This window comes from Variovorax glacialis, from assembly GCF_051216375.1.
Classification (GTDB): domain Bacteria; phylum Pseudomonadota; class Gammaproteobacteria; order Burkholderiales; family Burkholderiaceae_C; genus Variovorax.
Map to the genome: position 1 here is coordinate 455,105 of NZ_JBPJZT010000005.1, position 25,231 is coordinate 480,335.

Sequence of the window (25,231 nt, forward strand, 5' to 3'; positions counted from 1 at the left end):
TATGGATACAAAAATGGACGTTGCCGCGAAGCTCGCCAGTTTGCTTGGTCAGCTTAACACGGTGATCGTGGGCAAAGAGGCCCAGGTGCGCGACTGCGTGGCCTGTCTGCTGGCGGGCGGGCACCTGCTGATCGAGGACGTACCGGGGGTCGGCAAGACCACCCTGGCGCACGCCCTCTCGCACACCTTCGGGCTGCAGTTCTCGCGGGTGCAGTTCACTGCCGACCTGATGCCGGGCGACCTGTCGGGCGTCGCCATCTACGACCGGAGCCAGCAGGCCTTCGTGTTCCACCCCGGACCCATCTTCGCCCAGGTGCTGCTGGCGGACGAAATCAACCGCGCCAGCCCCAAGACGCAGAGTGCCCTGCTGGAGGCGATGGAAGAAAAGCAGGTCACGGTCGAAGGCGAGACGCGCCCGCTTCCGACGCCCTTCTTCGTCATCGCCACCCAGAATCCGCACGACCAGCTCGGCACCTTCGCGCTGCCGGAATCGCAGCTCGACCGCTTCCTGATGCGCATCTCGCTCGGCTATCCCGACCGCGCCGCCGAACGCGAGCTGCTCGCGGGCGCCGACCGGCGCGAGATGCTCGCTTCCCTCCCCGCCTTGCTGACGGCCGGCGAGCTGACCGCGCTCCAGCAACGCGTATTGCAGGTGCACGCGGCCGATCCGCTTCTGAACTACGTCCAGGACCTGATCGCCGCGACCCGCTCCGGCCGCTGGTTCCTCCAGGGCCTCTCCCCACGGGCCGGCATCGCGGTGCTGCGCGCCGCAAAGGCCCAGGCGCTGCTCGCCAATCGTGACTACGTAGCCCCCGACGACGTGCAGGCGGTGCTGCCCCAGACCATCGCGCACCGGCTCACCCCCGTCGGCGACGCCGGCCGGGGCGCGGTGGAGCAGGTGCGCGCCATGACCGCAGCGGTGCCGTTGCCGTGAGCACCTCGGCGCCGGCCCGCCCGCGGATCGCGCGCCCCCTCGCGCCGCTGCGCTCGCGCATCGATCGCTGGTTCCTCTCGCGCCGCCCGCCGTCGGACACCCTCGAACTCACCCAGCGCAACGTCTACATCCTTCCGACCAAGGCCGGCTGGCTGCTCGCTGGCACCCTGCTCGTGCTGCTGGTCGCGTCCATCAACTACCAGCTCAACCTCGGCTATCTCCTGACCTTCCTGCTGGCGGGCAGCGTCGCCGTGGGCATGCATGTGTGCCACGGCACGCTGCGCGGCCTCGCCCTGCGCCTGATGCCGCCCGACGCCCAATATGCAGGCGCCGCCGCCGTGTTCCGCGTGGTGCTGGGCAACACACGGCGCACGACGCGCTACGGCATCGGCCTCGCAGTCCACCGCAGCGGCCAGTGGTCGTGGAGCGATGTTCCCGCCCAGGGCAGCGCGACGGTCGAGGTGGCGTTCAGGCCTGAACGTCGCGGTCGCCATCCCGTGCCGACGCTGACCGCTGAAACCCGGTTTCCCCTGGGCACCTTTCGGGTGTGGACGGTCTGGCGGCCGGCGTCGCAGATGCTGGTGTATCCGGCACCGGAGCTGAATCCGCCGCCATTGCCGCCCGGCGAGCCGCTGGCCGGCCAGGCCGCATCCGCTCCGACGCGCGCCCAGGTGGCCGGCGAGTACGACGGTGTGCGTGCCTACCGGCGAGGCGATCCGCTCAAGCTGGTCGTCTGGAAACGCGCCGCCCAGGCCCAGGCCACCGGCTCCGACGACCTGGTCAGCCGCGACACGCAACAGGCGCAGCGCCAGGAACTCTGGCTCGACGCGCAGGCCACCGGGCTGCCCGTCGTCGAAGCGCGCCTGTCCCGCCTCTGCGCCTGGGTGCTGATGGCCGATCGCCTGGGCATCGACTACGGACTGCGCGTCGCCGGCCGGGTCGTTGCGCCTTCTCAGGGCGAGGCGCACAAGAGGCGGTGCCTGGAGGTGCTGGCGGTATGTTGACGCCCCGCCTCCAGAACCTGCCCAGGGACGCCAGGGATACCCTTTTCCTCCTGGCGGTCATCGGCCTGATCCTGCTGCCGCAGCTGCCCAACCTGCCCTGGTGGTGCAGCACGCTCGCCGCCATCGTCCTGCTGTGGCGCGGCAGCCTGGCCGTGCAGGCCAAGCCCCTGCCCAACAAGTGGTGGCGCATCGCCCTGCTCGCAATCACGCTGGTCGCCACTTTCTCGACCCACCGGACGCTGCTCGGCCGCGAGGCCGGCGTCACGCTGATCGTCATCCTGCTCGCGCTCAAGACGCTGGAGTTGCGCGCGCGGCGCGATGCGTTCGTCGTGTTCTTCCTGGGCTTCTTCACGATGCTCACGAACTTCTTCTATTCGCAGTCGCTGATGACCGCGCTCGCGATGCTGCTGGCCCTGCTCGGCCTGCTGACCGCGCTGGTCAACGCCCACATGCCGGTCGGCAAGCCGCCGCTGATGCAGGCAGCACGCACCGCGGGATTCATGGCCCTGCTCGGCGCGCCGATCATGCTGGTGCTCTTCGTGCTGTTCCCCCGCATGGCACCGCTGTGGGGCACGCCGACCGATGCCATGACGGGACGCACCGGTCTCTCGAACACGATGCGCGTCGGCAGCATCGCCGACCTCGCGCTCGACGACGGCATCGCCGCCCGGATCCGATTCGACGACGGCCGCGTCCCGCCTCGCAACACCTTGTACTTCCGCGGGCCGGTGATGTCGCAGTTCGACGGTCGCGAATGGAGCGCCGCGTCCCGCTTCTCGCGCAGCAACGTGCCGCAGAACCTTCGCGTCCAAGGCTCGCCGACGACCTACGAGGTCACCCTCGAACCGGCGAACCGGCCATGGCTGCTGACGCTCGACGCCACGCCCTCCAAGCCAGAACTACCGGGCTACGAGGTCTTCCACACGCCTGAACTGCAATGGGTGACGAACCGCGCCATCAATGACCTCGTCCGCTACCGCGTCGAGAGCTTCACGCAATTCCAGAGCGGCCCGGTGCGCCGCACGGCAGCATTGCAGCCCTTCGTCGCGCTGCCGCCGGGCTCGAACCCCCGCACGGTCGCGCTGGCCGCGGAGATGCGCCGCGATCCGGCCCTGGCGGGCGCGCCCTCGCAAGCCTTCGTGCGGGCCGCACTGCAACGGCTTCGCACTGGCGACTATTCGTACACCCTCGAACCCGGTCTCTACGGGGACGACACCGCCGATCAGTTCTGGTTCGACATCAAGGCGGGCTTCTGCGAACACATCGCCTCGGCTTTCGTCGTGCTGATGCGCGCGCTCGACATTCCGGCACGCATCGTCACCGGCTACCAGGGCGGCGAGTTGAACGGTGTCGACAACTACTGGGTGGTGCGCAACAGCGACGCCCATGCCTGGGCCGAGGTCTGGCAGGAGGGGGTGGGCTGGGTGCGCGTGGACCCGACCGGGGCGATCTCGCCCGATCGCGTGGGCCAGTTCCGCCGCCTCGCGCCGCAGCCGGGCCTGATCGCGGGTGCCATCGAGGCGATGAACCCAACGCTGTCGCAGACCGTGCGCGCCACCTGGGAAGCCATCAACAACGGCTGGAACCAATGGGTGCTCAGCTACACGCAGAGCCGGCAACTCGACCTGCTCAAGAACATCGGCTTCGAGGCACCGAGCGTGCAGGATCTGGTGCTCGTGCTGCTCGCGCTGATGGTCGCCACCAGCCTCGTCGGCGCCGCCTGGACGCTGTGGGAACGCAGCCAGCACGATCCCTGGCTGCGCCTGCTGGGCCAGGCGCGCGCGCGGCTGAAGCAGGCGGGCATCGACGTGCCCGAGGCGACACCGCCACGCCAGATGGCCGCACGCCTCGACGAGCGCTTCGGCGACCGCGCGCAGGCTGCGCGCGACTGGCTCCTCAGGCTTGAAGCGCAGCGTTACGCGAAGTCGCCGGCCGATGCCCTTTCAACGCTGCGCAGCGAATTCCGCCACGTCGCATGGCCTCGCTGAAACCACATGTGATTGTTTGAAAGAGCGCCCCGCACGGGCGGCACAATCGGCACGATGCGACGTCTTCTCCCTCACGTTTTCGCGGCGGCCCTCGTCGCAGCAACCACGTTCCTGTTTCTGTCCCCCGCGTCCGCCCAAAAGCATCCCGAGAAACGCAACGGCCCGGCGCGCGGCGGCATCCCCTATTCCACACGCGAGGACGCGATGCAATTCGCGGACGAGGTCGCCGCACGCGGCAATCTCGACCCCGCATGGGTGCGGGCCACCATCGGCAATGCGCGGCAATTGCCCAACGTGCCGCGCCTGATGCTCCCCGCGCCCACCGGCACGCCAAAGAATTGGTACGTCTACCGCAGCCGCTTCATCGACCCGGTCCGCATCCAGGCCGGCGTGCGCTTCTGGCGCAACAACGCCGAGACGCTCGCGCGCGCCGAGGCGAAGACCGGCGTGCCCGCCGAAATCATCGTCGGCATCATCGGTGTCGAGACCATCTACGGCCGGAACATGGGCAACTTCCGCGTCATCGACGCGCTCGCCACTCTGTCATTCGACTTCCCCGATGCGCATCCCCGAGCGGCCGAGCGACGCGCCTTCTTCCGTGGCGAACTCGAAAGCTTCCTCAACACCGAAAGCCGCACCGCCGAGAACCCCATGGTCCCGCTGGGCAGCTACGCCGGCGCAATGGGCATGCCGCAGTTCATGCCGAGCAGCATCGCCAAGTACGCCGTGGACTTCGATGGCGACGGACGGATCGACCTCGTCAACAACCCGGCCGACGTGATCGGGTCCGTGGCCAACTACTTCAAGTCCTTCGGATGGAAGCCCGGCATGCCGGCGATCTTTCCTGTCGGCTTCGATGAATCGCGGCTCAAGAAATCGGTGCTGCTGGCACCGGACATCGTTCCGACCTTCAGTACCGATGCGTTCGTTGCGGGCGGTGCTGTCTTGAAAGGCGATGCGCTCAAGCACACCGGGCTGCTGGCGCTGATCGAACTGCAGAACGGGGGCGACGCACCCAGCTACGTGGCCGGTACACAGAATTTCTATGTCATCACGCGGTACAACTGGAGCAGCTACTACGCCATGTCGGTGATCGAGCTGGGGCGTGAGATACGGGCGGCGATGGACCAGTAGTCGACGATAGTCGTCAAGGCTCCCAAAGCTTCGCAAACGCAAACGACAGCTGGCGATGATGCCGGATCGACAGGAGGTAGACCGTCGAGTCCGCAAGCGTATAGAGGATCAGATAGTCGCCGTGCAGATATTCGCGTAGCGCGTCCGCCGCTCCGGAGGACAACGCTGCGAGCTGAGCCCATCCTTCGGCCGACTGCGGCGGCTTGTCGAGATATCGGCGGCCGATGCGGGGAAAGCGGCGAAGGTTCGGGATGACCGTGTCTCGCAGCCCATCGAGCAGCGTGTCGTATGCCTGAGATGCATCGGCTTCGACCAGGAAAGCCTCGATGGACTCGAGACGCTCGATGAAGCTCGCGGTAAGTTCAACGTGACTTTTCGACTCAGCCACGGCGCCTATTGGTCTTGACCGAGGTCTTCCGCCTCTGCTGCAACCGGGAAATCGCCGCGTCGGCATCTTCGGTACGGCCGAGCGCAATGTCGGCCAAACCGCGCTTGACGTCTTCGAGGACCAGTAGATGGATGCGCTCGTGCTCCAGGCGGTGGTAGTAGTCCAGCCGTTCGGCATCAATCAGCGCAACGTAGCTTTCGCCATTCTTGGTAATGATTTTTTCGCTCCCCTCTTTGACTTCTTCGGCCAGTTCGGAAAGCTTGGCCCGCGCCTGGGTGAAAGGTATTACGTCCTTCGCAGCGATCGGCATGGAGCAGCTCCAGTTGGCAGAATTCTGTGCAGTTTAATGGAACCTTGAGGGTGCAGCGTCTCCCTGGATCGACCGGTTCTGATACGAATCCGCCATCCCGTTTTCGAGCCGTCAAGGCGAACAGGCAAGCCGCAGAAGCGGCACCTTCTGCCATCATCGACACCGCCCGTCCCGCAGGACACCCCTTCACTGGAGCCGCCCTTGTCCCAAGACCTCCACTTCGACGCCTACGTCAGCTTCACGTTGGCAGTCCTGCTGCTCTTCGTCGGCAAGGCCTGCACCCGTCGCTTCGAGCTGTTGCGCCGCTACAGCATTCCGGAGCCGGTCCTCGGCGGGCTGGTCTGCATCGCCATCGTCAGCGCCCTGTATCTGAGCATCGGCCTGAAGATCGACTTCCAACTCGGCGTGCGCGACGTCCTGCTGCTCTACTTCTTCGCAGCCATCGGCCTCGGCTCGGACGTGCGGACGCTGGCCCACGGCGGCAAGCCGCTGGCCGTGCTGCTGGCGCTCGCCGCGTTCTTCATCTTCCTGCAGAACCTGCTCGGGATGGCCGTGGCGACCGGATTCGGCCTGGACCGCCGCGCGGGACTGCTGACGGGCTCGATCTCGCTCACGGGCGGCGTGGGCACCACGTTGGCGTGGGTGCCCCATTTCGTCAACGACCTGGGCATCCTCAACGCAGAGGTCATCGGCCTGTCGGCCAACATGGCGGGTCTGATCGCGGCCTGCGCGATCGGCGGCCCCGTCGCCGCCTACCTGATGCGCCGAAACCACCTGGTTTCCTCCGCCGAGGCCGCGCTGCCGCCCGGCGCCCACTACGAGGACGAGAACCGCACCCGCCTCGACTACAACAGCGTGCTGCTCGCGCTGCTCTGGCTCAACGTCGCGTTGATCCTGGGTCGCGGCATCAGCGATCTCATCGCAATGACCGGGCTCAGGCTGCCCGCCTTCGTCGGCACCCTTATCGCCGGCATCCTGGTGCGCAACGTGACCGCAATGTTCACCCGGCAGAAGGGCCAGCTGTGGCATTGGGACCGCATGCGGGCCGGCGTGGCCCTGATCTCGGACATCTGCCTCGGCGTCTTCCTGACCATGGCCCTCATGGGTCTGCAACTGTGGCAGATGCAGGGTGTCGCGATCTTCGTGCTGACGGCGCTGGTGCTGCAGGTGCTGATGGCGGTCGCCTTTACCGTCTTCGTGGTCTACCGGTTCATGGGAGCCGACTACGAGTCGGCCGTGATCTGTGCAGGCTTCGGCGGCATCACGCTGGGGTCGACCGCGACGGCCATCGCCAACATGAGCGCGGTGACGCGCGACCACGGTGCCGCGCCGCGCGCCTTCATCGTGGTGCCGCTGGTCGCCGGCTTCTTCATCGACCTGGTGAACGCCTTCATCATCGGGTTCATGGCCCGGTGACGCGGGCCGTCACACCCGAACCGGCTCGGCCCCCTGCTCCGCGCGCTTGTCGTGCCCCACGAGCAATACGAGCGCAAAGGCCAGCACCGACAATAGCGCCAGGAAGAGTACGGCGTAGAAGTCGTTGCCCATCCTGTCCTTCAGCACGCCGAAGATCGTCGGGCCGATGTAGCCGCCGAGGTTGCCGATCGAGTTGATCCATGCGATGCCGGCCGCCGCGGCAACGCCGCTCAGCAGTGCCGTGGGAACCGTCCAGAACACCGGCAACGCCGTGAAGATGCCGAAGGCGGCGAGCGTGACCGCCGCCATCTTCGGTATCGGCGAATTCAACTGTGCAGCAGCCACCAGCCCCAGGAAGATGCAGGCGAGCGATACCAGCAGGAACAGCTTGCGTTCGCGCCGCGCGTCCGACCAGCGCGTCCAATACACCATCGCGATCGCGCCGACCAGATAGGGGAAGGCATTGATGAAGCCGATTTCCACATTGCTCAGGCCACCGAAGCCCTTGATGATCTGCGGCAGGAAGAAGCCCAGGCCGTACAAGGGCACGGTGATGCCCATGTAGACGATGCCCAGCGAGATCACCTTCCAGTTCAGCAGCGCCTGCTTCCACGAGATCTTGTGGATCGATTCGCGATGGCGCTGCTCGGAGTCGAGCGTCTTCTGCAGCCAGTCGGCCTCGTCGGAGCTCAGCCACTTGGCGTCCTTCGGCCTGTCGGGCAGGTAGATCAGCACGACGAAAGTCAGCACCAGCGCCGGCAACGCTTCCAGGATGAAGAGCCACTGCCAGCCATGCATGCCCCAGATGCCCTCCATGTTGAGGATGAAGCCGGAGATGGGCGAACCGATCACGGTGGAGATCGGGATTGCGAACATGAACCAGCCCACGATGCGGGCACGGTACGCGGCCGGAAACCACAGCGTGATGTAGAAGATCACGCCCGGGAAGAAACCCGCCTCGGCGATGCCCAGCAGAAAGCGCACGACGTTGAAGCTCGTCGCCCCGCCGACCCAGGCCTGCGCCATCGAAAGCACGCCCCAGCTGAACATGATGCGGGCGATCCAGCGCCGGGCGCCGAAGCGTTCGAGCGCCAGATTGCTCGGTACCTCGAACAGAAAATAGGCGAGGAAGAAGATTCCTGCCGCGTTGCCGAAGATGGTGCTCGTGAAGCCGAGGTCCTTGGACATCGAGGCCCCGGCAAAGCCGAGGTTGACGCGATCGAGGTAGGCAACGAAGTAGCTGACCATCAGCAACGGCAGCAGCCGCCAGCTGACCTTCGAGATGGTTCTTTGTTCTATCGATTCCACTTTGTCTCCATTGTTTGTTGTCGTGGGATGCACTTGCGCCTGCTGGCTACTGCCTCTGCTCGATGTGGCGCGCGAAGTTGTCGAGTATGGCCTTCCATCCTTCGCGTTGCTGCTCGATCGAATGCGTCGACTCTCCGTCGAAGGTGACGCGCACCCTGACACCGTCCGGGCCTTCGGCAAACTCGACCTGCGCATTGCGGTCGCCGAACGAATACTCGATCAGCGTAGGGGGCACGACCTGGGTGTAGGTGCCCGCGAAATCGAATCCCATGCTGCCGTCCTTCGCCTCCATGCGTGAGGAGAAGGCGCCACCGACACGCAAATCCACGGTAGCCGCCGTCGTGTGCCAATCGGCGGAAGCGGCGTTCCATTGCTTGATGTCTTCGGGCGTCGTGTAGGCGCGCCAGACTTCGTCGATGGGCGCCGCAACGGTGGTTTCAACGGTGATTTTCATGTTCGCGAGGATACCGGCATATCGTTGACTGGCGCTAAGATGTCCGCCGCCATGCGCGCCCCTCGACATCGCACCCGCTCGCCACGCCACTGGGCGTGGATGCTGTGGTTCGCTTTGCTCCTGCCCATGGCGCAGGTCGCATCCGCCGCCCATGCCTTGTCGCATCCGGTCGAGCCCGCTGGCATTCATGCCGGCGACAAGGGCCTTCCGCATTCCTTCACATGTGACCTCTGCCTGACGGCGGCAGCCCTGCATGGCGGCGCGCTGCGCTCCGAGCCGCTGCACCTGCCGCATTCCGCGGCACAGGACGAGGCACCCCGACATGCCCCCACGGGCACCTGGCAGGAGTTGCTTGCCCCTGTCTACCGGAGTCGCGCCCCGCCCCACGCCACGGTTTGATCGTTGACCGACCCGCCCCATTTCCGGGCGGAGCATTGCAACGCCTTTCCGCGAGCGTCCTTCATGAATCAGCTTTCTCGGGTGAGCCTCGCGCTCGCCCTCGCCATGCCCGTTGCGGCCATGGCCCAATCCTCCTCTCCCGATGTCGAAGCGCTTCGACGGGAGATCAACGCGATGCGCGCAGACTACGAGGCCCGCCTCCAGGCCCTCGAGCAAAGGGTGAAGGCGGCCGAGGCCGCCGCTCCGCCCGGCGCTTCGACTGCGGCGGCCGTGCCTCTGCCGGCTGCGGCAGCCGCCACGGAATCCGCCGCTGCGCCGCCGCCGCCCACAGCGACCGTGGCCTCCTCCGGCCCCGGCGCCGGCGCCAACGCCTTCAATCCCTCGCTGTCCCTGATCCTGTCGGGGGCCTACATCAACACGTCGCAGGATCCGGCCAAGTACGCGATCACCGGCTTCCCGTTGCCTGCCGATGTCTCGATCGGCCCCGGCACGCGCAACTTCAGCCTCGGCGAAACCGAGCTGGGATTCGCGGCCAACATCGATCCATGGCTGCGAGGCGTCGCCAACATCGCGCTCGAGGCCGACAACTCGGTGTCCATCGAAGAGGCCTACGTCCAGACCACTTCGCTCGGCTACGGGCTCTCGGTGAAGGGCGGGCGCTTCTTCTCCAACATCGGCTATCTCAATCCGCAGCACTCGCACACCTGGGACTTCGTGGACGCGCCGCTCGCCTACCAGGCCATGCTCGGCACCCAGTACATCAACGACGGCCTGCAGATGAACTGGATCGCGCCGATCGACCAGTACGTCGAACTCAGCGCGGAAGTCGGTGGCGGCAACAGCTACCCCGGCACCAAGCCCACCAGCAACGGCGCCGGGATGACCGCGCTGGCCCTGCACACGGGCGGTGACATCGGCGAAAGCAACAACTGGCGCGCGGGCGTCTCCGTGCTCAATGCGAAGGCTTCCGACCAGCAACTGGTCTCGATGAACGGCACCGGCTTCCCGGTCAACGACATCTTCAGCGGCGACACGCGCGTCTGGATCGTCGACGGTGTCTGGAAATGGGCACCCAACGGCAATGCCACCCGCACCAACTTCAAGCTTCAGGGCGAATACCTGCGCAGCAATCGCAACGGCAACCTGCTCTACGACGTCGGCTTTGCCAACGCCTTCGGCAGCTACCGCGTGGCGCAGTCCGGCTGGTACCTGCAAGGGGTCTACCAGTTCATGCCGAACTGGCGCGTCGGCGTGCGCACCGAACGGCTCGACCCCGGCACGCCGACTTTCGGCCCGTTCTCGATCGCCTTCCTCGGCGACTACCGCCCGAGCAAGAACTCGGTGATGCTCGACTTCAACCCCAGCGAGTTCTCCCGCATCCGACTGCAGTTCGCGCAGGACAAGGCGCAGATCGGACGTACGGACAACCAGATTTCCCTGCAGTACCAGATGAGCCTGGGCGCGCACGGTGCGCACAGCTACTGACGACACCCAAAGGACCAGACCATGAAACTCCTTCACCGCCTCTCCCTGATTCCGCTGATCGCCGCGCCACTGTTGCTGGCGGCGCCTGCCCACGCAGCGCTTCGCGTCTTCGCCTGCGAGCCCGAATGGGGCGCCCTGGCGCAACAACTCGGCGGCGACCTCGTCGACGTGACGGTCGCGACCAACGCGCTGCAGGACCCGCATCAGATCCAGGCCAAGCCGAGCCTCATCTCGCGCGCACGCAGCGCCGACCTCGTCGTCTGCACCGGCGCCGAGCTCGAGATCGGCTGGCTGCCCGTGCTTCTGCAGCAATCCGGCAACGCCAAGGTTCAACCGGGCCAGCCGGGCAACTTCGCGGCGGCCGACTTCGTGCGCAAGCTCGAAGTGCCGACGCAGGTCGATCGCTCGCAAGGCGACGTGCACGCTGCCGGCAATCCGCACATCCAGACCGATCCGCGCAATATCGCGCTGGTGGCGACCGCCCTCGGCGCGCGCCTGCAACAGGTCGACCCTGCGCACGCAGCGGACTACGCGAAGAACCAGGCCGACTTCACCGCCCGCTGGCAGCAGGCCATCACGCGCTGGGCGGCGCAGGCCGCACCGCTCAAGGGCGCGTCCGTCGTCTCGCAGCACAACGCCTTCGTCTACCTCTACGACTGGCTCGGCCTGAAGGAAGTGGCCGTGCTCGAACCCAAGCCCGGCGTCGAACCCACCGCCTCGCACCTGCAGGAAGTCCTCGCCAAACTGAAGGACACGCCGCCCAAGATGGTGATTCATGCCGCCTACCAGGACTCGCGCCCGTCCGACTGGCTCAGCAAGAACGCCGGCATTCCCGCGGTGAAGCTGCCCTTTACCGTGGGCGGCACCGAGGGCGCGAAAGACCTCTTCGGGCTCTTCGACGACACCGTCGCCCGATTACTCGCCGCCGGGACCAAGTCATGAACTGGAACGCGCTCGACTGGAGCATCCTCGGCCCGGCGTTGATCGCCGGCGTGCTGGTGCTCGCCACCCATGTGCCGCTAGGCATGCAGGTGCTGGACCGCGGCATCGTCTTCATCGACCTGGCGATCGCCCAGATCGCCGGGCTGGGGGTCATCGCCGCCGATGCGTTGGGCATGCCCGAAGGCGGCGTCGCGGTGCAGTTCGCCGCGGTGACCGCCGCCCTGCTCGGCGCCTGGCTGTTGACCTGGACCGAGCGGCGCGCGCCACAACAACAGGAGGCGCTGATCGGCGTGATGTTCGTGCTGGCCGCCTGTGCGGGCATCCTGTTGCTGGCCAGCAATCCCCACGGCGGCGAGCATCTGAAGGACTTGCTCGTCGGACAGATCCTGTGGGTCGGCATGACGCAACTGCTTTGGCTGGGCGGCATCTCCGCCGTGCTCCTGCTCGCGCTGGCAATGGGCTGGGTGAAACGCCTCGGCCGCTTCGGCTTCTATGCGGCGTTTGCGCTGGCCGTCACGGCATCGGTGCAACTCGTCGGCGTCTACCTCGTGTTCTCCAGCCTGATCATTCCTGCGCTCGGCACGCGCGGGCATCGCGGCGCGAGGCGCCTTGGGTTCGCCTACGGATTCGGCGTGCTCGGCTATGCACTGGGCCTGGCGCTGTCGGCCGTGTTCGACCTGCCGTCGGGCGCGGTCATCGTGTGGGCCCTGGGCGCTTGCGCGCTCGCCGGCGCGCTGACCTTCCGCGGCGAGCCGGATGCCGCGCCCGTGCTGGCCGAACGCGAAGGTCAAGCCCACTGACAAAGACTACGGGCCTACGCGATCCTTCCGAACCACCACAGCGAAAGCCCCGCCGAAACAAGCATCAGCAAACCCGCCAGATAGGCGAACGCGACCGTGACCTCGGTTTCCTTCTTCTCGAACACCAGCCGGCTCTGCAGGGCTTCATAGACCTTCTTCAGGTCCGTGCCGGTGCCGGCGTGGAAATACTCGCCCTGCGTCAGATTGGAGACGTTCTTCAAGGTGTCCTCGTCCAGGCGAACGCGCATGCTCCACCCCTCGACAGAAACCACCTCGCCCTCCGTCGAACCGAAGCCGACGGTGAAGATCTTGACGCCGCGGCTCGCGGCCACCTGCGCGGCCTCCATGGGTTCGGGTCCGACCGAGTTCTGGCCGTCGGTGAGCAGCACGATCACCGCGGCCCCGTAGGAACCGGGCGCCACCGCCGTGAAATTCGGTGCATCGGCGTGGCCGAGGTCGCCGCGCTTCCATTTGGGGCTGCGCTGACTGCCGAACTCCGCCGGGTCGATGCCCGCATCCGGAAAGATCGTGGCCAGCGCGACCATGATGCCGCTGCCAATCGCCGTGCCGGGTTGCAGCTGGATCCGGTCGATCGCCGCCATCACGTCGTCGCGGCTGAGCGTCGGCCCCTGCACCACGTTCGCGGAGCCGCCGTACGCCACCACGCCGATGCGCACGCCGCGTGGCAGCTGCTGCGCGAAGGTCTTCGCAGCCACCTGGGACGCCGTGATGCGATCGGGCGCCACATCGGTCGCACTCATGCTGCCCGAGGCATCGAGCGCCAGGATGACAGTTTGTTGCCGTGTCGGCAACGTGACAGTCGCCATGGGTCGCGCGCCCGCGAAGATCACCGCGGCCAACGCAGCCCACAGAAGCACCGGCGGCAAGTGGCGGCGCCAACTCATCCCCCGGCCCATGGCCTGCCGCACCACCGCCAGCCCCGAGTAGCGCAGCGCCTGCGGCCCGCGCCGGCGCAGGATCCAGACGTAAAGCAGGGCCAAGACCGGCAGCATCAAGGCCGACCACAGCATCTCGGGCCACAGGAACGTCACGGCGATCCTCCAGTGAAGCGAAGCATGACATGCACGAGGCATGCCTGCATTCATCGTTCGGCATATCAATTATCGCCACCCCCGGCGGAGGAGGAACTGACTCGAATAGTCAGCCGCGCCGCAGACGATGCAGGGTGATCTCGGGCGGGCAGTTGAACCGGACATCGACCAGCGACGAGCCGCAGCCCACCGAGGTGTACCCGGACATCCCGCGGTGCTCCCACGCGCCCCGTGCCGTGGCCCGCGGCGCGGTGGAATCCGTGAGGATCGGTATGCCGCCCGGCAGGCAGATCTGCCCGCCATGGGTGTGCCCGCTCAGCATCAGGCTGAAGTCGGCGTGCGCCGCAAGCCGATAGGGCTCGGGCGTGTGCGAAAGAAGGATCGCGCAATCGTCCGGCGCGAGTTCGGCCGCCGCCTTGTGAAAGTTGTGTGTTCGAAAGTAATGCGCGTCGTCGATGCCCACCAGCATGAGCACCTCGCCCTGGCGTTCGATCCGCACCGATTCGTTCATCAGCACGGGGATGCCGATTGCCTCCATGCCCGGCACCATGCGGATGGTGTCGTGGTTGCCCAGCACGGCATAGACCGCATCGCCGAGATGAGGCCGCAAGCGCGCCAGCGCCGCGAGCGTCGGTGCGTACGGCCCGAAGGTGCGGAACCGGAAATCACCGGTCAGCACGCAGACGTCATGGGCGACGCCGCGCACGCTCTCGATCAGGCGCTCCAGATGGCTTTCGCTCATGTCGATGTGCAGGTCGCTCAGGTGCAGCAGCCTGAAGCCTTCGAAAGCCGCAGGCAGACGCGCGAGCCGGACCTCGTTGTCCCGCAGCCGGATATCCAGCACATTGCGCCGCCCGCGTGCGTGCATACCGGTCAGCGTGAGCGTGACGCGAATCACGCTTTGGAGGGAGTACCAGTTGTCGAGATGGAAGAAGCGCGTCCCCGGGCGGACGACATGTGCCTCGTGCTCGCCTTCGAGGCTCAGGCGTTGCCGCAGATGGGCGCGGCCGATCCGCGCTTCGAGGACAGCGAGATCCCTTTGCTCTTCTTCGCTGCAGTCGGACAGTTTCATGACGAATCCGACTCTACATGCCCGGGCGCGAAGCGGATCGCGCGCCGGCTCCGATCAGCTCGATGGAACCAGAATATCCGTGCAGTTTGTGGTCAAGATGTCGAGCGTCATCGCCAGTCGTCCGATCAGTCGGTCGCTGTAGTTCTTGTTGGGATGCAGAAGGTCGATCAAATCCCAAGCACCATAGAACGGCACCGAGCCCCAGTCGGCAAAGGGCACGCCGGTATTCACGGCGATCGCTTGGATCACTGAGTCGTAAAGGTCCCTGCGCTGAAGTGATCCGTTGCTGAGCGCTCCGCCCTTGGCCTGGTGGGAAAAGCCGGTCAGCACCGGAACGCGGCCCTCCTCTCGCACTTTCTGGATGATGGCGTAGTACTCGCCGATCACCGCGTTGATGTTTGCTCCTGTCAACGCATCGATGACACCGTTTTCGATGATCACAAAGTGCGCGGTGCGGGTGAAGTAGGGAAACGCGGGCGCAAGGTCGGCAAGACTCATGCCGGGAACCGAATGATCGGCGACCACCAGCAGGTTCGGCCTGACGGACTGCAGCACCATGGCGGGGGTGACCGCAGTCCCGTTGATCGCCATGATCGAGTCGCCATAGATCTCGACCGTGCACAACGACGGATCCTCGGCAGGCTTCTTCAGAGTCGCGGGATCTTTTCCCATCGATGAATCGGCCACAGGCGTTGCGACGGGCTGTCCGACAGTGGCAAGCGAGGCATTGCCCATACCCCCATCGCCCCCTCCTCCACAACCCGCAAGCAATCCTGCCAGCAACACGGCGACAAGAACTTGAATCATGGATTCACCTCCTCGGCTCGCTGCAACCGCTCCCTGCGTGTGCGGCCGGGACATTGACACTGTTTGATCGGAATGGCGAGCGTTATCAAGTCAACGCCACCGTCAAAAAGGTCAACCGTGCATCTTCGGAGCTTCAGCTGATGACCCGGTCGGCGCGCACCAGCAGCGACTGCGGCAGCTTCAGCCCGATCGCATTGGCGGTCTTCAGGTTCAGCACCAGCTCGAAGGTCGTGGGGCGCTCGATCGGCAGGTCGGCCGGCTTGGCGCCCTTCGCGATCCGATCGACATACGAAGCGAGCCGCGCATAGGAGTCCACCAGCCTCGGCCCATAAGTGCACAGCGCGCCGCTGTCCGCGAAGACCGGCCAGCCCGACATGACGGGCATCTTGCGCGCAATGGCGAAGTCGAGGATCTGCCTTCGGTTGGCCACCGCGAAGCTGTCGCTGAAGATCGACACCGCACGTGCCTGCGAGGCGGCCATCGCCTCCAGCGACGACGCCAACTCGTCACGTGTTCGCACGGGAAAGTACTCCGTGCGCAGGCCGAGTTGCCTTGCCGCGTCGTCGGTGTAGTCGCGCTCGATGTGACAACCGGGGTGTTCGGGGTTGGCCACGATCGCCACGTCGCGCACGGACGGCACCATCTCGCGCAGGATCTCCAGCAGCTTGCCGTTCATCTCGGCGGCCAGCAGGGTCAGGCCGGTCATGTTCGAGTCCGGGTGCGCGAGGCTCTTGGCGAAGCCGGCCGAGACGGGGTCGCCACTGTAGACATAAGCCACCGGCGCCGCCACCGGGAGCGTGCTCACCACGTTGACGGCCGGGCCGCCCTGCACGAGCAGGATGTCGATCGGAATCCGCTGGAGTTCCGCGACTTGTTCGGGGACGCGTTGCACCGAACCGTCGCCGTACCTGTACGCGATGGAAACGTTGGTGCCCTCGACATAACCCAGCCTGGCCAGCGAGGCGCGCAACCCGGCGACCATCGGCGTCAGCGTGGCGGGCTCTTGCGCGGTGACCCATCCGAGGCGCAGCACCTTGTTGTCGGCCGCGCCAATCCGCGAACTGTTCTGCATCAAGGCAAGGGCGAACGCGGTGCCCAGGACTGTGCGTCGTTGCATGGGGCGAGCGTGCATCTTTGGACGGGGCTGCGCAAGATAACTTCAGGCTAGGCTGGATGGCCGAGGACGTGTGCTCTATATTGATTCCCAGGCCGCAAGAATCCAATCGAGCATCCACAGACACGGAGAGCCCCATGGTCGACTATGTCCTGTCAACCCGCGCCGTTCGCAACGGCGCATTCGTGTTGGATGTCGGGCCGTCCAAATTCCTGGCGGTGCCCGACGGCCAGATGCCGCAACCGGTTGCCGATCAGTTGATGTCGCGCACCGCATGGTGCAGCGCCGTCCGGAAAGCAGCCGAATGGAAGAACGCCGACAACGAGCTTCGCGGCGACGTGCTGTTCATCGTGCATGGGTACAACCAGTCGATCGAGGACATCATGCTGCGTCACCGCCGCGTCCGTGACGACTTGCTGGCGCTGGGCTTCAAGGGTGTCGTCGCATCCTTCGACTGGCCCTGCGACAACTCGGCGCTGGCGTACGTGCCGGACCGCCATCGCGCCAAGGAGTCCGCGCTGCAACTGGTCTCCGACGGAATCACCTACCTCTCCAAGGTCCAGACGGCGGACTGCGCGACCAATGTCCACCTGCTGGGGCATTCGACCGGCGCCTACGTCATCCGGGAGGCCTGCGACGATGCCGACGACACCAATCTGGAGAACGGCGCCTGGACCGCCAGCCAGATCCTCTTCGCGGCCGGGGACGTCTCGTCGGCCTCGATGAGCGCGACGGACAGTTCCGCGCAGTCGGTGTACCGGCACTGCATCCGGCTCACCAACTACTCGAACCACCGGGACCAGGTTCTCGATATCTCGAACGCGAAGCGCGTCGGCCTCGGACCGCGGGTCGGACGCGTCGAACTGCCTGCGGATGCGCCTGCGAAAGCGGTCAACGTCGATTGCACGACCTACTACGAGCAACTCGACGGCGACCCGGCCGTCGCTGCCGCGGACCAGCCGAACGGATTCGCCGGCTTCAAGAGCCATTCGTGGTGCTTCGGGAACAAGATCTTCGCGCTGGATCTGTTCAATACCTTGATCGGCACGGACAGGACGGTGGTTCCCACGCGGAAGCCGCTGGCGACCAATCGGTTCATGCTCGTCCGGCCTTGAGCCACGCCGCAGGCCGACGGCAGCGCGACGGTGCGCTGCCGTCGGCGCTTTCTTCGCCCGTCGCGTAACCGTGAAACCGTGGCGGCCGAAATAGCACACGGGGCCCATGGAGCGAATCGCCTCGAAAAAGCCCCGCCTGCAGCACAACGTGTTCAAAGGAGCGAACCATGCAAATCGACGACGACAAGCTCAACGCCCTGCTCGCCAGGATGGTCACCGAGTTCGGCGCGCTGGCCAGTGCGCCGCTGGTCATCCTCGGCGACCGGCTCGGGTTGTACAAGGCCATGGCGGGCGCCGGGCCGATGACGGTGGATGACCTCAGCGAACGCACGCGCCTGCGCCTGCGCTACGCGCAGGAGTGGCTCAACGCGCAGGTTGCGAGCGGCTTCGTCGACTATGACCCGAAGGCGCAGACGTACACGCTCTCACCCGAGGCGGCACTGGTGCTGGCGGACGACAGCAGTCCCGCCTTCATGGGCGGCGGATTCGAATGCCTGATGTCGATGTTCCTCGACATCGACAAGGTGCAGAAGGCATTCCGCGATGGCACCGGCCTCGGCTGGCACGAACATCACCCGAGCCTGTTCTCCGGCACCGAGCGCTTCTTCAGGGCCGGCTACAACGCCAACCTGGAGCCGAGCTGGATTCCGGCGCTCGACGGCATGAGCGAGCGGCTGCACGCAGGCGCGCGCGTGGCCGATGTCGGCTGCGGCTTCGGCGCGTCGACCATCGTGCTGGCCCAGGCCTACCCGGCTTCGACATTCATCGGCTACGACTTCCACGAGCCTTCGATCAACGCTGCGCGCGAACGCGCCGCCGCAGCGGGCGTCGCCGATCGCGTGAGTTTCGAGGTGGCCGGCGCGAAGAACTATCCGGGCCGCGACTTCGATCTCGTCGCCTTCTTCGATTGCCTGCACGATATGGGCGATCCGGTCGGCGCGGCGAAGCACGTGCGCGAGACGCTGTCGCCGAACGGCATGTGGATGATCGTCGAGCCGTTTGCCAACGATCGGCTGGAGGACAACATCAATCCGGTCGGGCGCATCTTCTACTCGGCGTCGACGATGGTTTGTACGCCTTGCTCGTTGTCGCAGGAAGTGGGGCTTGGGCTGGGGGCGCAGGCTGGGGAGAAGCGGCTGGGCGGGGTTGCGCTGGAAGGTGGGTTCAGTCGGTTTCGGCGTGCTGCGGAGACGCCGTTCAATCTTGTGTTTGAGGCTCGGCCATAGAAGGAAGGTTCGATGTGTTCACGCGGCGCCGCCGGCGCCCTCCGCCTGTGCCATCTGCCCGGTTACCGCATCGTCGCTTGATAGGGACGCTCACAGGGCCGACATGAAACCGGAGACTACCCTCTCGATCGGTCCAATGTCCGACTTGTCCTGAAGCAACGCGTAGATGTCGCCGCCCAGATCTGCCGGCATCTTCGATCCCATTTCTCTGACGATCAGGACGTTTCGCTTGCCTTTCAGCCCGATAAAGTAGCCGGCCTCGAACACGACGTTGTCGCGCGGCGCCGAACGGTCTGGCTGCCCTGCATCGACCAAGTCATCATCCTTGGTAAAGAGGAAGATCCCCGCGCTGCACCGGGCGGCCGCCTCTTCGATCTGCGCAAGGATGGACCGGCCGGCGATGAAATCGGTTTGCCAGTCGAGCACTGAAGCGCCGCCGCTCTGGAGAAAGGCCTTCAGGTTTGCCGCCGTCGTTCGTGAACTGCTGCAGTAACCCAGAAAGACATCGCGACGTGCGTTGAGCTGTGTCCTCCAATAGCCGAAGGGCACACGGAATTCGGGCGTCTTCAGCCAATCTCGAGTGCCGGCCGGCGGAATCTCCCCGACGAACCCGCCATACGTTGGGTCAAAAACAACGCGTCGGAGAACGTCGCTTTGGACCAGGACGAGCGTCGGTAGACCGAGCGTGCGTGCAAGAGAGCCCTCGTAGTGGGCGAACTCGGTCGGAAGCCTGACGTCATTACCTTCGCTATCGCGAAAGTTCCAGCGCGCCATCCCGATAACGGCGGCGCCGGAACAGCGTCGCGCGACCTCGTCTGCGTCGCGCGCACCCCATGATCGTGAGGAGGCGAGCCCGGGCCTGCCTCGTGGATTGGTGAAAACTTCCGGCGTAAAGCCCAGATTCTCGATCTCGTCCACGATCGCCCACTTGAGGTCGTTCATGGGCGGCGAAAGCCATCGATCCGCTGGCAAGCTGATATAGATGCGCCGGGTGATGAGCATGTGCCTACCTTCGGGACAACGAACGCGACTCACAAACGGTTCAGAGCAGTATGCGCCGGATTCTTAATAGTTGCGATAGCACCGCTATCCCTTCAGCAGTTCCGATAGTGCTACGTGTCGATGTCGAACGTGCGCTTGAACAGTTGGCTGATACGGACCGACCCCCGGCATTCGTTGCCGCGCGCGGTCATCACGCAAGCCGCCCGCGCCACCGAATCGCGCTCCCTGCTCGGTTTCCTCGACGCGGAAATCGAGCGACGCATCCAGCTCGTAAAGGGGACCATCAGTTCGCTGATGCAATCGCCCCAATAGGAAGCCAGCACACGCGCGAGACACCCGTTCTCGCGCGTGCGCTGCTCCCCAGTTACCGCACCTTGCCATCCTTCCAAGCCGCCAGCAGCTTCGAGTAGTCGATCGTCTCCCCCTTCGGCTTCTCATTCGCCAGCTTCTTCCACGGCGCATGCTCATCGCTGAGCATCTTCGCCGGATCACCCTTCGGCGCGAGCTTGGGCGCGCACTTCGCCATACCCGCGCGTTCCAGCCGCCCCATCACGTTGTCCATTTCCTCGGCCAGGTTGTCCATCGCCTTCTGCGGCGTCTTCTCGCCGGTCACGGCCTCGGCAACGTTCTTCCACCAGAGCTGCGCGAGCTTCGGATAGTCGGGCACGTTGGTGCCGGTCGGCGTCCACGCCACGCGCGCAGGGCTGCGATAGAACTCGATCAGGCCGCCGTACTTGTTGGCGTTCTGCGTGAAGTATTCGTGCCGGATGTCGCTCTCGCGGATGAAGGTCAGGCCGACCACGCTCTTCTTGGCCGACACGGTCTTCGACGTCACGAACTGCGCATAGAGCCACGCGGCAGCGGTCTTGTTGGCGTCATGCCCCTTGAAGAAGGTCCACGAGCCGACGTCCTGGTAGCCGTTCTGCATGCCCTGCTTCCAATACGGGCCGTTGGGGCCGGGGGCCATGCGCCACTTCGGCGATCCGTCCGCATTGACCACCGGCAGGCCGGCCTTGGTCATGTCTGCCGTGAAGGCGGTGTACCAGAAGATCTGTTGCGCGATCTGTCCTTGCGCGGGCACGGGGCCGGCTTCGCCGAAGGTCATGCCGGTGGCTTCCTTGGGCGCGTACTTCTTCATCCAGTCGATGTACTTGGTGAGTGCATAGACGGCCGCGGGCGAGTTGGTCGCGCCGCCGCGTGACACGCTGGCACCGACCGGCGTGCACTTGTCGGCCGCGACCTTAATGCCCCATTCGTCGACGGGCATGCCGTTGGGAATGCCCTTGTCGGCGGTGCCGGCCATGGAGAGCCACGCATCGGTAAAGCGCCAGCCGAGCGACGGGTCCTTCTTGCCGTAGTCCATGTGGCCGTAGATGGGCTTGCCGTCAATGGTCTTCACGTCGTTGGTGAAGAACTCGGCGATGTCCTCGTACGCGCTCCAGTTGAGCGGCACGCCGAGGTCGTAGCCGTACTTGGCCTTGAACTTGTCCTGCAGGTCCTTGCGGCCGAAGAGGTCGGCGCGGAACCAGTACAGGTTGGCGAACTGCTGGTCGGGCAACTGGTAGAGCTGGCCGTCGGGCGCGGTGGTGAAGCTGGTGCCGATGAAGTCCTTCACGTCCAGGCCGGGGTTGGTCCACTCCTTGCCGGCGCCGGCCATGTACTCGGTGAGCGACATGATCTTGCCGTAGCGGTAGTGCGTGCCGATCAGGTCGGAGTCGGAGATCCAGCCGTCATAGATCGACTTGCCGGACTGCATGGAAGTCTGCAGTTTCTCGACGACGTCGCCTTCCTGGATGATGTCGTGCTTGACCTTGATGCCGGTGATTTCCTCGAAGGCCTTGGCGAGCGTCTTCGATTCGTACTCGTGCGTGGTGATGGTCTCGGACACCACGGACACTTCCTTCACGCCCTTGTCGCTCAGCTTCTTGGCGGTGTCGATGAACCATTTCATCTCGGCCGCCTGTTGTTCCTTGTTCAGGCTCGACGGCTGGAATTCGCTGTCGATCCATTTCTTGGCCTCCGCCTCCCCTGCCCAGGCGCTCTGCAAGGCGAAAGTCGCCGCGGCCAGTGCCAATGCTGTGTAGCGAATCTTCATGGTGGTCTCCTCGATGGCGCTTCCCGGTTCTTGCGGAGGCGGCTCCGGGAAAGCGGAGAGCCGGTCCGTTGGTAAACAAAATCGAATCCCGACGCTCAGCCCTTCTTCATGATCAGCGCGAGCACGATCATCGAAATGACGAAGCTGATCCAGATCGACGGCTCGGCTTCGAGGCTCATCCACTCCTGCAGCTTGCCGGCGATGCCGATGAAGATGAGGTTGATGTAGGCTGCGATGAGCAGCCCGATGAAGAGGCGGTCACCGCGCGTGGTGTCCAGCGGCAGCCAGCCGCGGCGCAAGGTGGTGGGAGACTTCAACTCCCACACCGTCATGCCGACGAGCATCAGGCCGATGCAGGTGAAGAAGACCGCTACGGGGGTAGTCCAGACCATCCAGTCGAACATGCTTGTCCTCCTTAAACGCGGCCCATCGCAAAGCCTTTTGCGATGTAGTGCCGCACGAACCAGATGACGATGGCACCTGGAACGATCGTCAGCACGCCGGCCGCTGCCAGCGTGGCCCAATCCATTCCTGAAGCGCTTACGGTTCGGGTCATGGTCGCGACGATGGGTTTCGCGTTCACGCTGGTCAGCGTGCGCGCCAGCAGAAGCTCGACCCAGCTGAACATGAAGCAGAAGAAGGCAGCGACGCCGACGCCCGCTTTGATGAGTGGCAGGAAGATGGTGAGAAAGAAGCGCGGGAACGAGTAGCCGTCGATGTAAGCCGTCTCGTCGATCTCGCGCGGTATGCCGCTCATGAAGCCCTCGAGAATCCACACAGCCAACGGTACGTTGAAGAGCAGGTGCGCCAGCGCCACGCCGAGGTGCGTGTCCATCAGGCCGACGGTCGAATAGAGCTGGAAGAACGGCAGCAGGAACACGGCCGGCGGCGTCATGCGATTGGTCAGCAGCCAGAAGAAGACGTGCTTGTCGCCGAGGAAGGAATAGCGCGAGAACGCATAGGCCGCGGGCAACGCCACCGTGAGAGAGATCACCGTATTGATGCCGACGTAGATCAGGCTGTTGATGTAGCCCGAGTACCAGGACTCATCGGTGAAGATGCGCCGGTAGTTCTCCCACGTGAAGGTCTGCGGAAAGAACGAGAAGCTCGACAGGATCTCCTCGTTCGTCTTGAAGCTCATGTTGATCATCCAGTAGATGGGCAACAAGGCGAACACGATGTAGAGCACCAGGAACAGGCTGCGCTTGCGGAAGCGGTCTTCGTTCATTTGGTTTCCTCCACCACATCCTGGGTGCCGACACGCAGCATCCAGTTGTAGAGCACGAAGCACAGCAGCAGGATGATGAGGAAGTAGATCAGCGAGAAAGCCGCCGCCGGCCCGAGGTCGAACTGGCCGACCGCTTTCTGCGTGAGGTACTGGCTCAGGAAGGTGGTCGCATTGCCGGGGCCACCGCCGGTCAGCACGAAAGGCTCGGTGTAGATCATGAAGCTGTCCATGAAGCGCAGCAGCACGGCGATGACCAGCACGCCGCGCATCTTCGGGAGCTGGATGTAGCGGAACACCGCGAACTTGCTGGCACCATCGATGCGCGCGGCCTGGTAGTAGGCATCGGGGATCGAGCGCAGCCCCGCGAAGCACAGCAGCGCGACGAGCGGCGTCCAGTGCCACACGTCCATCAGCAGCACGGTGAGCCACGCATCCCTGGCGTTGCCGGTGTAGCTGTAGTCGATGCCCATCTTCTGCAGCGCAAAGCCGAAGAGCCCGATGTCGGCACGGGCGAAGATCTGCCAGATGGTGCCAACCACGTTCCATGGAATCAGCAGCGAGAGCGCGACCACCACCAGCACCGCGGAGCCTTTCCAGCCGGTGGCGGGCATCGACAGCGCGAGCACGATGCCGAGCGGTATCTCGACCAGCAGCACCGCGATCGAGAAGCCGAGCTGCCGCCACAGCGCGGCGTGCAGTTCGTCGTCGCGCATCACGGCGGCGAACCATTCGGTACCGACGAACACGCGGCGCTCGGGCGAGATGATGTCCTGCACAGAGTAGTTGACGACCGTCATCAGCGGCACGATGGCCGAGAAGGCGACGCACAGCAGCACGGGCAGCACGAGCCACCAGGCGCGCTGGTTGATGGGCTTGTTGGTTCCGTTCATGCGACCAACTCCTCGTCACGATAGAAGCAGCTCTTGCGGCCCAGCACCTGCAGCCAGACGGTGTTGCCGACGGCCGGGACCAGCGCATCCGAAGCGAGGCGCGCCTTGAGTGCGCTGCCGTTGAGTTGCGCGGTAAGCATCCAGTGCGTGCCGACGTCCTGCACTTGCGTCAGCATCGCCGGCACCGCGCCCGGTGCATTCGGCTCGGCGAGCGTGACGTATTCGGGGCGGATGCCGAGCTTGATCGGGCCTTCGGGCAGTTCACGCGTGGCGTGCAGGCGCGTGCCTGCGATGTCCAGCATGCCGCCCGCGCTCTGTGCCGGCAGGAAGTTCATGCCGGGCGAGCCGATGAAGTGGCCGACGAAGGTATGGGCCGGCCGCTCGAACAAGGCCTCGGCACTGCCGATCTGCACGGCCTTGCCGCGCGTCATCACGACCACCTCTTCCGCGAAGGTCAGCGCTTCGACCTGGTCGTGCGTGACGTAGATCAGCGTGAGCTTGAGTTCGCGGTGGATCTGCTTGAGCTTGCGACGAAGCTGCCACTTGAGGTGCGGGTCGATCACGGTCAACGGCTCGTCGAAGAGCACGGCGGACACGTCGCTGCGCACCAGGCCGCGACCGAGCGAGATCTTCTGCTTGGCATCGGCCGCGAGGCCGGCCGCGCGCTGGTTGAGCTGTCCGCTCATGTCGAGCATCTCGGCGATTTCGCCCACACGCTTGCGGATCTGCTCGGCCGGCACGTTGCGGTTGCGCAGCGGAAAGGCGAGGTTCTGCGCCACGGTCATCGTGTCGTAGATCACCGGGAACTGAAACACCTGCGCGATGTTGCGCTGCTGCGGTGTCTCCAGCGTCACGTCGCGCCCGTTGAACTTGACGCTGCCCTTCGACGGCGCCAACAGGCCCGAGATGATGTTGAGCATCGTGGTCTTGCCGCAGCCCGAGGGGCCGAGCAAGGCATAGGCGCCGCCGTCGCGGAAGCTCATCTTCAGCGGCAGCAACGCATAGTCGCTGTCCTGCGTGGGATTCGGGCGATAGGCGTGGGCCAGATCGAGGTCGATGCGGGCCATC

The 25,231-nt window shown here is 65.2% G+C and carries 26 protein-coding genes; 12 read left to right on the forward strand and 14 right to left on the reverse strand.

The features are described 5' to 3' along the window. Positions 1-13: 13 nt before the first annotated feature. Genes ACSFBL_RS16770 through mltB form a run of 4 tightly spaced genes read left to right on the forward strand, consistent with a single transcriptional unit; the run spans position 14 to position 5,060 of the window. Entirely contained in the window at positions 14-934 is a 921-nt protein-coding gene (locus ACSFBL_RS16770; RefSeq protein WP_435516908.1) for an AAA family ATPase, read from the forward strand. After that, the gene (locus tag ACSFBL_RS16775; protein WP_435516909.1) at positions 931-1,938 is read left to right on the forward strand and encodes a DUF58 domain-containing protein; all 1,008 of its coding nucleotides are present in this window, start codon (positions 931-933) and stop codon (positions 1,936-1,938) included. The genes ACSFBL_RS16770 and ACSFBL_RS16775 overlap by 4 nt, the downstream gene beginning before the upstream one ends. Then, complete coding sequence (locus tag ACSFBL_RS16780) at positions 1,932-3,926, forward strand: transglutaminase TgpA family protein (RefSeq protein ID WP_435516910.1); 1,995 nt, start codon at positions 1,932-1,934, stop codon at positions 3,924-3,926. The genes ACSFBL_RS16775 and ACSFBL_RS16780 overlap by 7 nt, the downstream gene beginning before the upstream one ends. Before the next feature lie 54 nt (positions 3,927-3,980). Continuing rightward, the gene (mltB, locus tag ACSFBL_RS16785) at positions 3,981-5,060 is read left to right on the forward strand and encodes a lytic murein transglycosylase B (protein WP_435516911.1); all 1,080 of its coding nucleotides are present in this window, start codon (positions 3,981-3,983) and stop codon (positions 5,058-5,060) included. A gap of 13 nt (positions 5,061-5,073) precedes the next feature. On the opposite strand, the gene ACSFBL_RS16790 is transcribed toward mltB, so the two are convergent. Next, positions 5,074-5,448, reverse strand: coding sequence for a type II toxin-antitoxin system RelE/ParE family toxin (locus ACSFBL_RS16790; RefSeq protein ID WP_435516912.1), 375 nt, complete (start codon positions 5,446-5,448; stop codon positions 5,074-5,076). After that, positions 5,441-5,758, reverse strand: coding sequence for a type II toxin-antitoxin system Phd/YefM family antitoxin (locus ACSFBL_RS16795; RefSeq protein ID WP_435516913.1), 318 nt, complete (start codon positions 5,756-5,758; stop codon positions 5,441-5,443). Before ACSFBL_RS16795 ends, ACSFBL_RS16790 begins: the two co-directional genes overlap by 8 nt. Positions 5,759-5,959: 201 nt before the next feature. On the opposite strand from ACSFBL_RS16795, the gene gltS reads away from it, so the two are divergent. Continuing rightward, positions 5,960-7,174: a sodium/glutamate symporter gene (gene gltS / locus ACSFBL_RS16800; protein WP_435516914.1), complete on the forward strand. Its 1,215-nt coding sequence runs from the start codon at positions 5,960-5,962 to the stop codon at positions 7,172-7,174. Between the two features lie 9 nt (positions 7,175-7,183). Here the strand turns inward: gltS and ACSFBL_RS16805 are convergent, their stop codons facing one another. Beyond that, positions 7,184-8,482 carry an MFS transporter gene (locus tag ACSFBL_RS16805; RefSeq protein ID WP_435516915.1) on the reverse strand — a complete coding sequence of 433 codons (1,299 nt, stop codon included), beginning with the start codon at positions 8,480-8,482 and terminating at the stop codon, positions 7,184-7,186. A 46-nt stretch (positions 8,483-8,528) separates the two neighbouring features. Beyond that, positions 8,529-8,936 (reverse strand): SRPBCC family protein, encoded by a 408-nt coding sequence (locus ACSFBL_RS16810; RefSeq protein ID WP_435516916.1) that lies wholly within the window; start codon positions 8,934-8,936, stop codon positions 8,529-8,531. 51 nt (positions 8,937-8,987) lie between these two features. Here ACSFBL_RS16810 and ACSFBL_RS16815 point away from each other — a divergent pair, with 51 nt between their 5' ends. From ACSFBL_RS16815 to ACSFBL_RS16830, 4 genes are all read left to right on the forward strand, one after another. Then, positions 8,988-9,335: a hypothetical protein gene (locus ACSFBL_RS16815; RefSeq protein ID WP_435516917.1), complete on the forward strand. Its 348-nt coding sequence runs from the start codon at positions 8,988-8,990 to the stop codon at positions 9,333-9,335. Positions 9,336-9,398: 63 nt separating this feature from the next. Beyond that, positions 9,399-10,820, forward strand: a complete 1,422-nt coding sequence (locus tag ACSFBL_RS16820) for a hypothetical protein (RefSeq protein WP_435516918.1) — start codon at positions 9,399-9,401, stop codon at positions 10,818-10,820. Between the two features lie 21 nt (positions 10,821-10,841). After that, entirely contained in the window at positions 10,842-11,762 is a 921-nt protein-coding gene (locus ACSFBL_RS16825) for a metal ABC transporter substrate-binding protein (RefSeq protein WP_435516919.1), read from the forward strand. Beyond that, a complete protein-coding gene (locus ACSFBL_RS16830; protein ID WP_435516920.1) occupies positions 11,759-12,562 on the forward strand; it encodes a metal ABC transporter permease in 804 nt (267 codons plus the stop codon). Before ACSFBL_RS16825 ends, ACSFBL_RS16830 begins: the two co-directional genes overlap by 4 nt. A gap of 14 nt (positions 12,563-12,576) precedes the next feature. Here the strand turns inward: ACSFBL_RS16830 and ACSFBL_RS16835 are convergent, their stop codons facing one another. From ACSFBL_RS16835 to ACSFBL_RS16850, 4 genes are all read right to left on the reverse strand, one after another. Further along, positions 12,577-13,614, reverse strand: a complete 1,038-nt coding sequence (locus tag ACSFBL_RS16835; protein WP_435516921.1) for a VWA domain-containing protein — start codon at positions 13,612-13,614, stop codon at positions 12,577-12,579. A 109-nt stretch (positions 13,615-13,723) separates the two neighbouring features. Continuing rightward, positions 13,724-14,686, reverse strand: a complete 963-nt coding sequence (locus tag ACSFBL_RS16840) for a metallophosphoesterase (RefSeq protein WP_435516922.1) — start codon at positions 14,684-14,686, stop codon at positions 13,724-13,726. Between the two features lie 54 nt (positions 14,687-14,740). Then, positions 14,741-15,493: a GDSL-type esterase/lipase family protein gene (locus ACSFBL_RS16845; RefSeq protein WP_435516923.1), complete on the reverse strand. Its 753-nt coding sequence runs from the start codon at positions 15,491-15,493 to the stop codon at positions 14,741-14,743. A gap of 133 nt (positions 15,494-15,626) precedes the next feature. After that, positions 15,627-16,610 carry an ABC transporter substrate-binding protein gene (locus tag ACSFBL_RS16850; RefSeq protein ID WP_435516924.1) on the reverse strand — a complete coding sequence of 328 codons (984 nt, stop codon included), beginning with the start codon at positions 16,608-16,610 and terminating at the stop codon, positions 15,627-15,629. Positions 16,611-16,744: 134 nt separating this feature from the next. On the opposite strand from ACSFBL_RS16850, the gene ACSFBL_RS16855 reads away from it, so the two are divergent. Together ACSFBL_RS16855 and ACSFBL_RS16860 are read left to right on the forward strand one after the other, a co-directional pair. Further along, positions 16,745-17,722: an alpha/beta hydrolase gene (locus ACSFBL_RS16855; RefSeq protein ID WP_435516925.1), complete on the forward strand. Its 978-nt coding sequence runs from the start codon at positions 16,745-16,747 to the stop codon at positions 17,720-17,722. 167 nt (positions 17,723-17,889) lie between these two features. After that, a complete protein-coding gene (locus ACSFBL_RS16860; RefSeq protein ID WP_435516926.1) occupies positions 17,890-18,948 on the forward strand; it encodes a class I SAM-dependent methyltransferase in 1,059 nt (352 codons plus the stop codon). A 90-nt stretch (positions 18,949-19,038) separates the two neighbouring features. Here ACSFBL_RS16860 and ACSFBL_RS16865 read toward each other — a convergent pair whose 3' ends face one another. After that, a complete protein-coding gene (locus tag ACSFBL_RS16865; RefSeq protein ID WP_435516927.1) occupies positions 19,039-19,950 on the reverse strand; it encodes a nucleotide-binding protein in 912 nt (303 codons plus the stop codon). A gap of 135 nt (positions 19,951-20,085) precedes the next feature. Here ACSFBL_RS16865 and ACSFBL_RS16870 point away from each other — a divergent pair, with 135 nt between their 5' ends. Beyond that, on the forward strand, positions 20,086-20,262 hold the full coding sequence (locus tag ACSFBL_RS16870; protein ID WP_435516928.1) for a hypothetical protein: 177 nt from the start codon (positions 20,086-20,088) through the stop codon (positions 20,260-20,262). A gap of 52 nt (positions 20,263-20,314) precedes the next feature. On the opposite strand, the gene ACSFBL_RS16875 is transcribed toward ACSFBL_RS16870, so the two are convergent. The 5 genes from ACSFBL_RS16875 to ACSFBL_RS16895 all read right to left on the reverse strand — a co-directional run bounded on the left by ACSFBL_RS16875 (position 20,315) and on the right by ACSFBL_RS16895 (position 25,230). Next, complete coding sequence (locus ACSFBL_RS16875) at positions 20,315-22,045, reverse strand: ABC transporter substrate-binding protein (protein ID WP_435516929.1); 1,731 nt, start codon at positions 22,043-22,045, stop codon at positions 20,315-20,317. 95 nt (positions 22,046-22,140) lie between these two features. After that, complete coding sequence (locus ACSFBL_RS16880; RefSeq protein WP_435516930.1) at positions 22,141-22,449, reverse strand: DUF2160 domain-containing protein; 309 nt, start codon at positions 22,447-22,449, stop codon at positions 22,141-22,143. Positions 22,450-22,460: 11 nt separating this feature from the next. Then, on the reverse strand, positions 22,461-23,273 hold the full coding sequence (locus tag ACSFBL_RS16885) for a carbohydrate ABC transporter permease (protein ID WP_435516931.1): 813 nt from the start codon (positions 23,271-23,273) through the stop codon (positions 22,461-22,463). Continuing rightward, positions 23,270-24,163: a carbohydrate ABC transporter permease gene (locus tag ACSFBL_RS16890; protein WP_435516932.1), complete on the reverse strand. Its 894-nt coding sequence runs from the start codon at positions 24,161-24,163 to the stop codon at positions 23,270-23,272. The genes ACSFBL_RS16885 and ACSFBL_RS16890 overlap by 4 nt, the downstream gene beginning before the upstream one ends. Next, the gene (locus ACSFBL_RS16895; RefSeq protein WP_435516933.1) at positions 24,160-25,230 is read right to left on the reverse strand and encodes an ABC transporter ATP-binding protein; all 1,071 of its coding nucleotides are present in this window, start codon (positions 25,228-25,230) and stop codon (positions 24,160-24,162) included. Before ACSFBL_RS16895 ends, ACSFBL_RS16890 begins: the two co-directional genes overlap by 4 nt. Position 25,231 lies beyond the last annotated feature (1 nt).

Coding starts and splice junctions, on each gene's coding strand:
- ACSFBL_RS16795 (WP_435516913.1), bottom strand. CDS start 5,758: ATGCCGATCGCTGCGAAGGACGTAATACCTTTCACCCAGGCGCGGGCC.
- ACSFBL_RS16780 (WP_435516910.1), top strand. CDS start 1,932: ATGTTGACGCCCCGCCTCCAGAACCTGCCCAGGGACGCCAGGGATACC.
- ACSFBL_RS16890 (WP_435516932.1), bottom strand. CDS start 24,163: ATGAACGGAACCAACAAGCCCATCAACCAGCGCGCCTGGTGGCTCGTG.
- ACSFBL_RS16840 (WP_435516922.1), bottom strand. CDS start 14,686: ATGAAACTGTCCGACTGCAGCGAAGAAGAGCAAAGGGATCTCGCTGTC.
- ACSFBL_RS16810 (WP_435516916.1), bottom strand. CDS start 8,936: ATGAAAATCACCGTTGAAACCACCGTTGCGGCGCCCATCGACGAAGTC.
- ACSFBL_RS16815 (WP_435516917.1), top strand. CDS start 8,988: ATGCGCGCCCCTCGACATCGCACCCGCTCGCCACGCCACTGGGCGTGG.
- ACSFBL_RS16845 (WP_435516923.1), bottom strand. CDS start 15,493: ATGATTCAAGTTCTTGTCGCCGTGTTGCTGGCAGGATTGCTTGCGGGT.
- ACSFBL_RS16885 (WP_435516931.1), bottom strand. CDS start 23,273: ATGAACGAAGACCGCTTCCGCAAGCGCAGCCTGTTCCTGGTGCTCTAC.
- ACSFBL_RS16825 (WP_435516919.1), top strand. CDS start 10,842: ATGAAACTCCTTCACCGCCTCTCCCTGATTCCGCTGATCGCCGCGCCA.
- ACSFBL_RS16850 (WP_435516924.1), bottom strand. CDS start 16,610: ATGCAACGACGCACAGTCCTGGGCACCGCGTTCGCCCTTGCCTTGATG.
- mltB (WP_435516911.1), top strand. CDS start 3,981: ATGCGACGTCTTCTCCCTCACGTTTTCGCGGCGGCCCTCGTCGCAGCA.
- ACSFBL_RS16880 (WP_435516930.1), bottom strand. CDS start 22,449: ATGTTCGACTGGATGGTCTGGACTACCCCCGTAGCGGTCTTCTTCACC.
- ACSFBL_RS16860 (WP_435516926.1), top strand. CDS start 17,890: ATGCAAATCGACGACGACAAGCTCAACGCCCTGCTCGCCAGGATGGTC.
- ACSFBL_RS16895 (WP_435516933.1), bottom strand. CDS start 25,230: ATGGCCCGCATCGACCTCGATCTGGCCCACGCCTATCGCCCGAATCCC.
- ACSFBL_RS16770 (WP_435516908.1), top strand. CDS start 14: ATGGACGTTGCCGCGAAGCTCGCCAGTTTGCTTGGTCAGCTTAACACG.
- ACSFBL_RS16820 (WP_435516918.1), top strand. CDS start 9,399: ATGAATCAGCTTTCTCGGGTGAGCCTCGCGCTCGCCCTCGCCATGCCC.
- ACSFBL_RS16855 (WP_435516925.1), top strand. CDS start 16,745: ATGGTCGACTATGTCCTGTCAACCCGCGCCGTTCGCAACGGCGCATTC.
- ACSFBL_RS16830 (WP_435516920.1), top strand. CDS start 11,759: ATGAACTGGAACGCGCTCGACTGGAGCATCCTCGGCCCGGCGTTGATC.
- ACSFBL_RS16875 (WP_435516929.1), bottom strand. CDS start 22,045: ATGAAGATTCGCTACACAGCATTGGCACTGGCCGCGGCGACTTTCGCC.
- ACSFBL_RS16865 (WP_435516927.1), bottom strand. CDS start 19,950: ATGCTCATCACCCGGCGCATCTATATCAGCTTGCCAGCGGATCGATGG.